This window comes from Pseudoxanthomonas sp. SORGH_AS_0997, assembly GCF_031453535.1.
In the GTDB taxonomy this organism is placed as follows: Bacteria; Pseudomonadota; Gammaproteobacteria; order Xanthomonadales; family Xanthomonadaceae; genus Pseudoxanthomonas_A; species Pseudoxanthomonas_A winnipegensis.
Genome location: NZ_JAVIZI010000001.1, coordinates 2125542 through 2138344 on the forward strand (window position 1 = coordinate 2125542; position 12803 = coordinate 2138344).

The window sequence follows — 12803 nt, forward strand, 5'->3', positions numbered from 1 at the left end:
GCCGGGCTGTTGAACCTCAACGCCCTTGCAGGAACGGCAGGGCCGCTTCGAGGAAGCGCTGCGGCTGTTCGACCGCCGGCGCGTGGCCGGCCTGATCGATCGTCACCAGGCGCGCATGCGGGATCCAGGCGGCGAAGTCCTTGCCGTTGGCCGGAGGCACCAGCCGATCCTGCGCGCCCCAGACCACCAGCACCGGCAGGTCGAGCCGCGCCAGCGCGGCCTGGTCGAGGAACACGCTGGCATCGGCGCCCAGGCCCTGGCGGAAGCTGTCCTGGGTGTACTGGCTGCCCTCGGCCAGGCGCATGGCGAAAGCCTGTTCGGCGATCTGCGCGGTGACCTTGTTCGGGTCGTGGAAGACGAACCGCGCCAGACCCTCGCGCGTGCCGGCGATGGACAGCGGCGGCCACGAGGCCGGGCCGCCGGACTTGCCGGGGATGGGCTTCATCGAGGGGTGGCCGCCGGCGTCGACCAGGATCAGGCGCGTGGGCATGGGCAGGCCGGACTGGCTGGCGCGCACGGTGTAGAGGCCGGCAATCCAGCCGCCGAGCGATTCGCCGGCCAGGGAGAACTCCTGCACGTCGCGGTCGCGCAGGAACCCGCCCAGCATGTCCACCCAGGTGGTCACGCCATAGGCGATCGACGGCTTGGCGGACTGGCCGAAGCCGAGCTGATCCGGCGCCAGCACGCGGTAGTGCTTGGCCAGTTCGGGGATCACCGCGCCCCAGTCGAAGCCGGCGTTGCTGCCCAGGCCGTGCAGCAGCACCAGGGTCGGGCCGCTGCCCACGTCGTAGTAGCGGAGGGTCTGGCCATAGACCGTGGTGTGCTTCATCGGCGGCAGGCCGGTCCACCACGGCGCGGAATCCGGCGGCACGGCCTGCGCGGTCGCGGCGGTGACCAGGCACAGCAGGGCCAGCAGGGTCACACGCCGCAGGCAGCGGACCATCGGGGAGGCGGGCGTCATCGGGAGCTCACGGCACGGGGGAGAAGCGGCGATGGTCGAAGGCGCCGCGAACGCCCGTCAAGGGCCGCCGCCGTGCCCTTCCCTTCAGGGCGCCGGACGCCGCTGCAGCGCCAGCACGCCCATCAACGCCGCCAGCGCCAGGTAGGCACCGGTGAACTGCCAGCAGATCGTCGCGGCCAGGCCCTCGAGCTGCCATGGCACATAGATGCCGCCGCTGGGAATCACCGAGTGGATCACGCCGAACAGCGTGAACAGCGCCGCCACCAGCCAGAACGCCGCCGCGCGCCGCAGCACGCCGTCGATCATCGCCACCACCGCGCCGGTCCACAGCATCGCGGTGATGATGAAGCCGTTGCCCAGCACCGCGATCACCGCCATCTCCGGCAGGCCGTGGCCATCGAGCGTGCTGGCCATCGCGGCGAAGGCCTCCGGCGCGATCCAGCCATGCGCCTTGATCAGCAGCAGATAGGCCACCGACGGTAGGAAGCCCAGCACCATCGCGCCGGCATGCCGCTGCGGCGTGGCCTGGAAGGCCTGGGTGGTGATGTCGATGGCCACGTACACGATGATCGGCGAGAGCACCGCCAGCGGCAGCCACTGCACCAGCATCGAGACGATGCCCAGCATGCCGCCGATGCCGATGAACAGGCCGGTGAGCAGCGTGTAGCCGCTGCGCGCGCCCATGTGCTTGTAGGCCGGCTGGCCGATGTAGGGCGTGGTCTGCGCCACGCCGCCGCACACGCCCGCCACCAGTGTGGCGATGGCCTCGACCAGCAGGATGTCGCGGGTGCGGTAGTCGTCGCCCGCCGCGCGCGCGCTCTCGGACACGTTGATGCCGCCGACCACCATCAGCAGGCCGAACGGCAGCAGCAGCGGCAGATACGGCACCGCATACGAGAGCCCCTGCACGAAGCCCAGCGACGGCCACGGCAGCGCGATATGCGGCGCCACCAGCGCCGGCAGCTGGAAGCCCGGCGCCCCCAGCCCCGCCAGGCCGAGCGCGTAATACAGGACCGTGCCGACGACGAAGGCCACCAGCACCCCGGGCAGGCGGATCGGCAGCCGACCCTTGGCGATCAGCACGTACAGCAGCAGGCCGAGGGTGAGCAGGCCGACCACGGGCGACTTGAGCGTCTCCAGCAGCGGCAGCAGGCCCATCAGCACCAGCGCGATGCCGGCGATCGAGCCCAGCAGCGCCGCACGCGGCAGCGCGCGCGTGACCGCCTCGCCGAAGAAGGACAGCACCAGCTTGAACAGCCCCATCACCACCAGCGCGCCCATGCCCAGCTGCCAGGTGGCGATCGCCGCGGCGTCCGGCGCCATGCCACCGCTCTTGAAGCCGACGAAGGCCGGGCCCAGCACCAGCAGCGCCATGCCGATGCTGGTCGGCGCGTCCAGGCCCAGCGGCATGGCGGTGACGTCCTCGCGCCCGGTGCGCTGCGCCAGCCGCCGCGCCATCACCGTATAGGCCAGGTTGCCGACCAGCACGCCGAACGCAGTGCCGGGGAACATGCGCCCGAACACCACCTCGGCCGGGAACTGGAAGATCCCCACCAGCGCCATCGCGATAAAGCCCAGGATCGACAGGTTGTCGACGACCAAGCCGAAGAAGCCGTTGAGGTCGCCGGCGACGAACCAGCGCGGGCGCACCGGCGCCGGCGAAGCGGATGAGGACATGCGGGAGGGCCAAGCGTGGGGACCGCGCGATGGTACGACGCCCGCGCGCCCCTGACAGCGCGATGCCATGCACAAAGCATCCTGCCCGAGTCGGTGGGAGCAACTGTCTACCAGACCAAGTGGCGACCTCCTTGTAGAGCGGAGCTTGCTCCGCTGCTCTTCGTTCGGTTCGTGGGGAAAGCCCCAGCGGAGCAAGCTCCGCTGCTCTTCGTTCGGTTCGTGGGGAAAGCCTCAGCGGAGCAAGCTCCGCTCTACAGGTCGGCACCCGAGCGGGGCGACTACTTCTTGTTGAGGAAGTTGGTGGTCAGCAGGTCCTTGACGTCGCCCAGGCGCCCGCTCAGCACGGCCTTGGCCGCGTAGAGCGCGGTGCCGGCCACCTGCCCGGCCTCGATCTGCGGCGGCATGACCAGCTCGGTCGGGCTGGTGTGCACGTCCAGCAGCGCCGGGCCGGGATGGGCCAGGAAGTCGCGCACCGCCTGCTCCAGGTCGGCGCTGCGGGTCACGGTGCGGCCGTAGTAGCCGATCACCTCGGCCAGGCGGCCGAAGTCCGGGTTCTTCAGATCGGTGTAGTTGTCCAGCAGGCCTTCGACCTTCTGCTCCAGCTCGACGAAGTTGAGCGAGCTGTTGTTGTAGACCACGACCTTGATCGGCAGGTCTTCCTGGATGGCGGTGAGCAGATCGCCCAGCAGCATCGCGATCCCGCCATCGCCGGACAGCGAGATCACCTGCCGCTGCGGGAAGGCCTTCTGCAGGCCCAGCGCCTGCGGCATCGCATTGGCCATCGTGCCGTGCAGCAGGCTGGGCAGCGTGCGGCGGCGGCCGTTGACGCGGATATGGCGCAGCACCCACACCATCGGCGAGCCGCCGTCAGCGGTGAACAGCGCATCGTCGTCGGCGTAGCGGTCCAGCAGCGCGGTCAGGTGCTGGGGATGGATGAGCTCGCCCTCGCCCGGCTGCTCCTCCTCGGCGCGCTTGGCCATGGCCTTGTCGCGGTGGGCGATGCATTCGTCCAGGAAGCCGCTGTCCTCGCGCTGGGCCAGCAGCGGCAGCAGCGCCTCCAGGGTCGGGCCGATGTCGCCGACCACACCCAGATCGATCGGATGGCGCCGGCCCAGATGGCTGCCGTCCCGATCCACCTGCACGATCGTGGCCTTGTCCGGATAGAACTGGCCCCAGGCGAAGTCCGCGCCGAGCAGCAGCAGCGTGTCGCAGGCCATCAGCGTGTGGTAGCCGGACTCGATGCCGAAGATGCCGGTCATGCCCATGTTGTAGGGGTTGTCGTATTCGACGAAGTCCTTGGCGCGCGAGGTGTGCGCGATCGGCGCCTTGAGCCGTGCGCCCAGCGCGACCAGCGCATCGTGCGCGCCCTCGCAGCCGGCGCCGGCGTAGATGCCGATCCTGGTGCCGCGGTCGAGCAGCTCGGCCATGCGCTGCAGCTCGCCGTCGTTGGGCCGCAGCACCGGCGCGGCGTGATGCACGGCGAAGGGCAGGTCGTGCTTGACCTGCGCCTGGCTGATGTCGGCCGGCAGGATCACCACCGCCACGCCGCGTCGGCTGATCGCCGCCTGGCAGGCCAGCGCGACCACGCGCCGCGCCTGCTCCGGGCTGTGCACCTGCTCGCAGAACACGCTGCAGCTGCTGTAGACCGCCTTGAAGTCCACTTCCTGCGGAAACTCCATCCCCAGCTCGGGCGTGACGATCTGGCTGGCGATCAGCACCATCGGTGCGCGGTTGCGGTTGCTCTCGAACACCCCGTTGATGAAGTGCAGGCCCCCCGGCCCGCACGAGCCCGCGCAGGCGGTCAGCTGGCCGCTGATCAGCGAGTCGGCACCGGCGGCGAAGGCGCCGGCCTCCTCGTGGCGCATGTGCACCCACTGGATCGAACTGCGGTGGATGGCGTCGGTGACATGGTTGAGGGTGTCGCCGACGATGCCGTAGCAATGCCGAACGCCCGCCGCCTCCAGGGTCTCGACGACGATCTCTGCAACGCGCTTGCTCATGGGGATGACCTTCAAACGTGGGGTCCTGGAGGCTAGCCAGCGCGCGGTGAGGGTCACGTGCGCTTCGTGCGACGTTCGATTGCAGCGCGGCGTCGCGCGCCGCGAAGGCATGCCTCGCGTGCGTTGGTGGGCGTTGGTGATCGATGCAGGCGCCAGGGGCTTTCGCCCTCCGCATGAAAGGCGCCGTTTTCCCGCTTCTGCGGGCACGACAAGGAGAGGTTTTCCCGCGGCTTGGCGCTGCGAACGCAACGCTCGTCATCCCCGCTAACGCGGGTCTTCATGGACGTTCATGCAGTCCCCGCGTTGCGGCACGGCGCCCACCGCGCGATGCACGAGACCTGCGTCAAAGCGAAAGCTCAGGCGCACATCTCCTGCTTCCGACGGCTTCAACACATCGCACCGACGGTTTCGAACGCAACCACCTCCGTCGCGCTGAAAAGTAGACAGGGCGGGCCTGCTGTTGATTTTGTCAGTAGGTTGTGAAACCGATTACAGAATGGTAAAAAACGCTCGGCGGACGCGCTCCGCCAGGGGATTCCTCGTAGTCGCAGTGCCCGTTTCGCCACGTCCGCACAGGACGCGTTGCCGTGGCCGCAGTTCTCGCCATCCGCGATCCGCATGTCTCATTGGTCCTTCCGGCCGGTGCGGACGCGCTCAACCACGCCCCGGAGACCCGATCCATGTCGTTTTCCCGCTCCCTCCTGTTCCACGCCCTGGCGGCCGCGCTCGCGCTGTCGGCCAGCCCCTCGGCCTTCGCCCAATCCACGACCGGCACGCTGTACGGCCAGGCCGAGGCCGGCAGCACCATCCGCATCCAGAGCGCCACCGGCACCACCCGCGAGATCCAGGTCGGTGCCGATGGCCAGTACCGCAGCCCGGCCCTGCCGGTGGGCGAATACACCCTGAGCGCGGTCCGCGACGGCCAGCCGCTCGGCGCCGACGCCCACGTGCTGGTGAAGGTCGGCGTGGCCTCGGAAGTGTCCTTCGCCGCGCCCGCGGCGACGGCAGGCGCCACCAACCTGGGCGCCGTCAAGGTGTCGGCCTCGGCGGTGCCGAGCATCGACGCCTCGGCGGTGGACTCGCGCACGGTCATTACCGCCAGCCAGCTGGCGCGCCTGCCGCTGGCCCGCAACGCCGAGGACATCGCCAAGCTGGCGCCGGGCGTGGTCGCCAACAGCGGCGGCTTCCACAGCGACACCGGCAAGGAGCTGGTGAGCTTCGGCGGCTCCTCGCCGACCGAGAACGCCTACTACATCAACGGCTTCAACACGACCGACCCGCTCAACACCGCCGGCGGCCTGACCCTGCCCTACGGCGCCATCGACCAGCAGGAGATCTATACCGGCGGCTACAGCGCGCAGTTCGGCCGCTCCGACGGCGGCGTGATCAACGCGGTCGGCAAGCACGGCACCAACCAGTGGCACTACGGCGCGCAGGTGCTGTGGCAGCCGGACTGGGGCCGCGCCGAGGCCAAGAATTCCCACTACGCCAACGGCCTGCCCGATTCGCCACTGGCCGGCGACCTGTATCACTACAACGGCGCCAACCGCACCGACAGCTACACCGTCTCGGCCTACGCCGGCGGCCCGATCATCCGCGACCGGCTGTTCTTCTTCGCCGCCGGCGAGTTCCAGCGCGACTGGACCGATTCCACCAACACGCTGGACAGCGGCGGCAACTACGTCAGCCAGACCAGCAAGATGCCGCGCGCCTACGTCAAGCTCAACTGGAACATCAACGACAACAACCTGCTGGAGCTGACCGGCGTGCGCGACCGGCTGGATAGCTCCAGCAACGTCTACGGCTACGACTACAAGACCCTGACGCGCAGCGGCTTTCTGTACGCCAACGGCGACAGCCAGTACGGCGGCGACATGTGGGTGGCCCGCTACACCGGCTACCTGACCGACACGCTCACCCTCTCGGCCACCTACGGCGAGATGGACACCAAGATGTACAACGCGCAGCCGCCCAACTACGACCCCACCCTGGTGCGCGTGGACAACTGGACCTACCAGAACCCGGCGCTCAACGGCGGCACGCCGCGCTACAACAACCAGATCCAGGGCGACCTCAGCGAACCGGACCGCGGCAACCACTCCAGCAACCTGCGCGTGGACCTGGCCTGGACCCTGGGCAACCACACCCTCAGCGCCGGTATCGACAACATCCGCTCGCAGGCCCTGGACCAGGGTGGCCATGCGCCGGGCCCGGGCTATGTCTGGTCCTACCAGCGCGCCGACGATCCCAGCCTGCCGCTGGACGCCTCGCACGGCATCGGCCCGGTGGCCGGCTTCCCCAACGGCGCGGCGGGCTACTACGTGCAGCGCAACACCTGGAGCGGCATCACCACCATCAGCTCCTCGCAGAAGGCGCAGTACATCGAGGACAAGTGGCAGGTGGCCGACAACCTGCTGCTGAGCATCGGCCTGCGCAACGACCAGTTCACCAACTTCAACTCCGACGGCGTGCCCTACATCCGCCAGACCAAACCGCAGTGGGCGCCGCGCCTGGGCGCGGCCTGGGACGTGCACGGCGATTCGAGCTTCAAGGTCTACGCCAACGCCGGACGCTACTACCTGGGCCTGCCGCTCAACCCCGGCCTGATCGTCGCCGCCGGCTTCTACAACACCACCCACCTGTACACCTACTCGGGCATCGCCGCCGATGGCTCGCCCACCGGGCTGACCGACATCTCCGGCGAGTACTCGGCGCTCAACCAGTTCGGACAGGCGCCCGATCCCAAGACCGCCACCGCGCGCACGCTGGAGCCGGAATACCAGGACGAGTTCATCCTGGGCTTCGAACACACGCTGGGCGATGCCTGGGTGTGGGGCCTGAAGAGCACCTACCGCAATCTGCGCAACGCGATCGACGACTTCTGCTCGATGTCGCAGGTCGCCGCCGCGGCCAATGCCGCCGGGCACGATGTGGCCAACTTCAACACCTGCTACCTGATCAATCCCGGCCGCACCAACGTCTTCACCATGATCGATGGCGACGGCTCGTACTTCGACTTCCCGATGAGCATGCAGGACCTGGGCTTCAAGCAGAAGCTGATCCGCAAGTACTACGGCCTGGAGGCGGTGCTCGAGCATCCGGTCGCCGACAACTGGTACGGCAAGGCCAGCTATGTGTTCTCGCGCAGCTACGGCAATACCGAGGGCCAGGTGCGTTCGGATGCCAGCCAGGGCGGCACGTCCACCAGCTACGACTGGGACAACTGGACGATCATGGAGAACGCCAACGGACCGCAGAACAACGACCACACCCATCAGCTCAAGCTCTACGGCTACTACACCTTCTCGCCGGAGTGGCTGGTGTCGGCCAACTTCGCGGCCGTGTCGGGCACGCCGCGCCACTGCCTGAGCTTCTACGGTCAGCAGCAGCTCGATCCGCTGGGCTATGGCAGCGTCTACCACTTCTGCAACGGTGAACCCTCGCCTCCGGGCAAGCAGGGCCGCATGCCGTGGATGACCCAGCTGGACCTGGGCGTGACCTGGACGCCGGACTTCGGCGATCACCGCCTGGCCTTCACCGGCAGCATCTTCAACGTGCTCGACAGCCAGGTCGCGCTGCAGCGCTACGCCTTCGCCCAGACCACGCCCAGCACCGACGCCAGTCCCAACAACCCGCTGTTCCAGACCGTCACCATCCGCCAGCCGCCGCGCTCGATCCGGCTGTCGGTGTCCTACGACTTCTGACGTGGGGCCTGGTGCAGGCGGGCGATGTCCTCGCCCGCCTGCATCGATGCTTCAAAGCGGCAAGTGCAGGAACTGGTTGAAATCGCTGGCGACATAGTCGCCGAACGCCGGCCCGTTGCTGAAACCACGCTTGCGGTACAGGGCCAGCGCCGGCTCGAAGGCCTCGCCCGACCCGGTTTCCAGGCTCAGCCGGCGCAGGCCGCGGGCCTTCGCCACCGCGATGATGTGGTCCAGCACGGCGGCCGCCGCGCCCTGGCGCAGGTGGTCCGGATGGGTGCGCATGGACTTGAGCTCGCCGGTGCCCTCGCCCCAGTCCTTGAGCGCGCCGATGGCGACCAGCGCCTGCCCACGCCAGGCGCTCCACACCGTCATGCCCGGCGCCTGCAGGCCGCTCAGATCCAGCGCGAACACGCTGCCAGGCGGCGAATTGGCGTGCATCTGGCGCAGGTGGTACTCCAGCAGCGCGCGGGTCTGCGCGCCGCTCAGGTCGTCGACGCGGATCTGAAAAGGCGACGCGCTCAGAACGACACCTCCACCGGCTGACGCGACCACAGCACCGACTGGTGGCCGGTGGCCTGCTTCCACGCCAGGCGGATGGCCTCGATGTCGGCGCGGCGCTGCGGCGTGTCCTCGTGCAGGATCACCAGCACCTTGGTCTTCAGCCGCTCCGGCGCCGCGGCGCCGCGGAACAGCCACTGGCCGTAGCCATCCAGCACGGTCAAGCCATCCGGGAAGCGCGCGGTGACCTCCTTGTCCAGGAAGGCGCGCCACTGCGCCTCGCTGATCGGCTGGTCCTCGTGCCGCCCGCCCGGCCCTTCCTCCACGCCCACGCCGAAGTACAGCTCGCTGCGCACCCAGCCGCTGGCCTGCGCCGGCCGCAAGGCATCGCCCTGCAGGGTGGCGCTGACGGCGGCGGGCGCGGGGTGCGAAGGCGCGACGCTGGCACAGGCGCTCAAGGTGAACAGAACGGCGATCAACGGGGCACGCAGCAGCATCGGCAAGGTCTCGGTGGGGTCGGAAATGGGCAAGGAGAACACGATCGAAAGGCCGACGCGGCGCGGCGCGGATAACCGCCGGGCATGAGCTCATGCCGCACGGCACCGAGCCACGGCTCGCGCATCGCCTTTACGTCAAGTTAATATATCGCTTCATCCGGATGGATGCAGCAATCCTTGCCGACCCCAGTCGCCGCCACGGCCGGCGCGACCGGTCGCGAACGTTATCGCTTCAGGAGAGAACCGCCATGTCGTCCCCGTTCGTCAGGCCGCTGAGCCTGGCCATCGCCCTGGCCCTGTCGGCCCCCGCCTTCGCCCAGGACGCCGCCCCGGCCACCGCCACCAACCTGGACACGGTGATCGTCACCGGCACCCGCGCCAGCAACCGCACGGTGCTCGAGTCCACCGCGCCGGTGGACGTGCTCACCGCCGAGGACATCCGCAAGGCCGGCGTGGTCAATGGCGAACTGGGCAGCGCGCTGCAGGCGCTGCTGCCCTCGTTCAACTTCCCGCGCCAGTCCAACTCCGGCGGCGCCGACCACGTGCGTGCCGCGCAGCTGCGCGGGCTCTCGCCCGACCAGGTGCTGGTGCTGGTCAACGGCAAGCGCCGCCACACCTCGGCCCTGGTCAACACCGACAGCAAGATCGGCAAGGGCACCACGCCGGTCGATTTCAACGCCATCCCGATCAGCGCGATCAAGCGCATCGAGGTGCTGCGCGACGGCGCCGGCGCGCAATACGGCTCGGACGCGGTGGCCGGGGTGATCAACGTGATCCTGGACGATGATCCGGACGCCGGCGCGATCGAGGCCAGCTTCGGCGCCAACCACACCGATGTCGAACCGATCCACCGCGAGATCACCGACGGCCAGACCAGCTTCTTCAGCGCCAAGGTCGGCGATCGCATCGGCGAGGACGGCTTCTTCAAGCTGGGCGTGGAGCTGAAGAACCGCGAAGGCACCAACCGCGCCGGCTTCGACCAGATCCCCTTCTTCGAGGACCAGACGCCGGACAACCTGGCCCTGGCCGGCAAGCGCAACTACGTGCTGGGCGACGGCAAGTCCAAGGATCTCAACGCCTGGATCAACGCGGCGGTGCCGTTCGGCGCCACCTCCGAGTTCTATGCCTTCGGCACCTTCAACCAGCGCGACACGCAGGGCGCCAACTACTTCCGCTATCCCGACAGCGTGGCCAACTGGAAGCAGGTCTACCCGCGCGGCTACCGTCCGGTGTCGCTGGGCGAAAACCGCGACGCGCAGGCCGTGGCCGGCGCGCGCGGCCAGTGGGGCGAATGGGCTTACGACGCCAGCCTGGACTATGGGCATAACGACTTCACCTACCGGCTGAAGGATTCGCTCAACGCCTCGCTCGGCCCGGGCAGCCCCACGCGCTTCAAGACCGGCGACTACGCCTTCGACCAGACCGTGGCCAACCTGGACCTGAGCCGGGTGTTCGAGGCCGGCACGGCCACCCACACGCTGGGCACCGGCGTGGAGTTCCGCCGCGAGCGCTACGAGACCGGCGCCGGCGACCCGGCCAGCTACGCGGCCGGCCCCTACACCGACCGCCCGACCGGCTCGCAGGCCGGCGGCGGCCTGACCCCGCAGGACGTGGCAGACCTGTCGCGCAACGTCGCCAGCGCCTATGCCTCGCTGTCCAGCCAGTTCGGCGAGCACTTCTCCACCGACATCGCCGGACGCTACGAGCACTACCAGGACTTCGGCGGCCAGTGGACCGGCAAGCTGGCCGCGCGCTACGAGTTCGTGCCCGCCTTCGCCGTGCGCGCGGCGGTGTCCAACAACTTCCGCGCGCCCTCGCTGAGCCAGATCGGCTACGAGGCCACCTCCACCGGCTACGACGCAGCCGGCCGCCTGGTGCAGGGCCGGCTGCTGTCGGTCAACAACCCCATCGCCCAGGCGCTGGGCGCCCAGCCGCTCAAGCCGGAGAAGTCGCACAACTACAGCCTGGGCTTCACCAGCCGCATCGGCAGCCAGTTCGATGTGTCGCTGGACTTCTTCCAGATCGACATCGACGACCGCGTCGCGCTGTCCGAGGACATCACCGGCGATGCGCTGACCGACTTCGTGCAGGACCGCTTCGGCGTGGCCGGCGTGCAGAGCGCCAGCTTCTTCGTCAACGCCGCCGACACCCGCACCCGCGGCGCGGAACTGGTCAGCAACTGGCGCCAGTCCGTCGGCGATGGCCAGCTGCTGCTGACCGGCACCTGGAGCTACGCCAAGACCGAGTTGAAGCATCTGGTCGCCACGCCGGGGCAGCTGCTCGCGCTGGACCCGGACTACGTGCTGTTCGGCGTGGAAGAGAGCAATACGCTGACCGAGGCCACGCCGCGCACGCGCGCCGCGCTGGCGGCGAGCTGGAGCGACGACAAATGGTCGCTCACCTCGCGCCTGAGCCGTTACGGCAAGGCCACGCGCGTGTTCGACTTCGGCGACGGCTTCGTCCCGCGCCAGACCTACAGCGCCGAGTACCAGCTTGATGCGGAAGTCGAATACCGCATCACGCCGCAGTGGAGCATCGCCCTGGGCGGGCAGAATCTGCTCGACCAGTATCCGGACCGCTCGATCCCGGATATCGCCTACTTCGGCAACCTGCCCTACGACGTGCTCTCGCCGATCGGCAGCAACGGCGCGTACTACTACGGGCGGGTGCGCTTCACCTTCTGAGTGCGCTGACGTTCTGAAGGGTCGGCCCGTCACCTGGACGGGCCGACCCCCGGTCCTGCCTGATCGGAAAGCTACTGCTTGCGCTCGAAGATGGAGATGTACGTCGTCCCGATGTCGTCATCCGCCAGATAGGTGTGGGCGTCCATGAAGTTCTCGGCAAACCAGCTCTCCCCGAAGACCGAGCCGACCAAGCGCTGCCAATTGGACGCCGGCAACTGATCGGCATACCCGCGCAGGGCCACGGCCTTGACCATGCACAGCGAGGCCGAGCAGGAAGGCGTCCCGATCTGCAGGGCGTCGTATTCCAGGCCATGCGAGCGCAGCGAGACTTCTATCTTTTCGGCCAGGTCGGGGGACCAGGCCGGGTCCTGCTTCTCTTTCTCGGCAAGCGTGTAAAGATCGATGAACTCGGGATTTGCGTAGCTGAGCTTGTGCACCATGAGGTCGATGCGCTTGGCTCCGTCGCTATCGAGCGGCTTGAAACCGGTCTTCCTGGTGGCCTCGGGCGCGGATCGGCTTTCGACCGACTGACTGGATGAAAGACCTGGCGCCTCCGAGCGTTCACCGCTGCCCTTCGCCGCCGGGCTCTCAGGCGCTTGTTCTTCTTCGACCGTTTTGGCGACAGGATCCGCCCGCTCGAGCGATGAGCCCTCTGGCCTGTTCCGCAGCGTTACAGCCGCAAGCATGGCTGCTACCAGGACGACCACCATGATCAGGATTCGTTTCATCGCGACTCCAAGGGCATGCAGGCGCCTGAAGGCAGGACAGGGATGGGAGTGACC

At 68.5% G+C, this 12803-nt stretch carries 8 protein-coding genes; 2 read left to right on the plus strand and 6 right to left on the minus strand.

Features of this window, described 5'->3' with window-relative positions:
• Nucleotides 1-16 precede the first annotated feature (16 nt).
• The 3 genes from QE438_RS09450 to QE438_RS09460 all read right to left on the minus strand — a co-directional run bounded on the left by QE438_RS09450 (nt 17) and on the right by QE438_RS09460 (nt 4638).
• A complete protein-coding gene (locus QE438_RS09450; RefSeq protein ID WP_306990845.1) occupies nt 17-961 on the minus strand; it encodes an alpha/beta hydrolase in 945 nt (314 codons plus the stop codon).
• Nucleotides 962-1045: 84 nt separating this feature from the next.
• Nucleotides 1046-2638, minus strand: a complete 1593-nt coding sequence (locus QE438_RS09455; RefSeq protein WP_306990843.1) for a hypothetical protein — start codon at nt 2636-2638, stop codon at nt 1046-1048.
• Between the two features lie 278 nt (nt 2639-2916).
• Nucleotides 2917-4638, minus strand: a complete 1722-nt coding sequence (locus QE438_RS09460) for a thiamine pyrophosphate-dependent enzyme (RefSeq protein ID WP_306990840.1) — start codon at nt 4636-4638, stop codon at nt 2917-2919.
• A 680-nt stretch (nt 4639-5318) separates the two neighbouring features.
• Between QE438_RS09460 and QE438_RS09465 the strand changes: the two genes are divergently transcribed.
• Nucleotides 5319-8342 (plus strand): TonB-dependent receptor, encoded by a 3024-nt coding sequence (locus QE438_RS09465; RefSeq protein WP_130517230.1) that lies wholly within the window; start codon nt 5319-5321, stop codon nt 8340-8342.
• Nucleotides 8343-8393: 51 nt separating this feature from the next.
• On the opposite strand, the gene QE438_RS09470 is transcribed toward QE438_RS09465, so the two are convergent.
• Nucleotides 8394-8894, minus strand: a complete 501-nt coding sequence (locus tag QE438_RS09470; RefSeq protein WP_306990835.1) for a GNAT family N-acetyltransferase — start codon at nt 8892-8894, stop codon at nt 8394-8396.
• Complete coding sequence (locus tag QE438_RS09475) at nt 8861-9337, minus strand: DUF3574 domain-containing protein (protein ID WP_130517227.1); 477 nt, start codon at nt 9335-9337, stop codon at nt 8861-8863. The genes QE438_RS09470 and QE438_RS09475 overlap by 34 nt, the downstream gene beginning before the upstream one ends.
• A 248-nt stretch (nt 9338-9585) precedes the next feature.
• Between QE438_RS09475 and QE438_RS09480 the strand changes: the two genes are divergently transcribed.
• Nucleotides 9586-12021, plus strand: coding sequence for a TonB-dependent receptor (locus QE438_RS09480; protein ID WP_306990832.1), 2436 nt, complete (start codon nt 9586-9588; stop codon nt 12019-12021).
• 71 nt (nt 12022-12092) lie between these two features.
• Here QE438_RS09480 and QE438_RS09485 read toward each other — a convergent pair whose 3' ends face one another.
• Nucleotides 12093-12749, minus strand: coding sequence for a hypothetical protein (locus QE438_RS09485; RefSeq protein ID WP_306990830.1), 657 nt, complete (start codon nt 12747-12749; stop codon nt 12093-12095).
• Nucleotides 12750-12803: the final 54 nt, after the last annotated feature.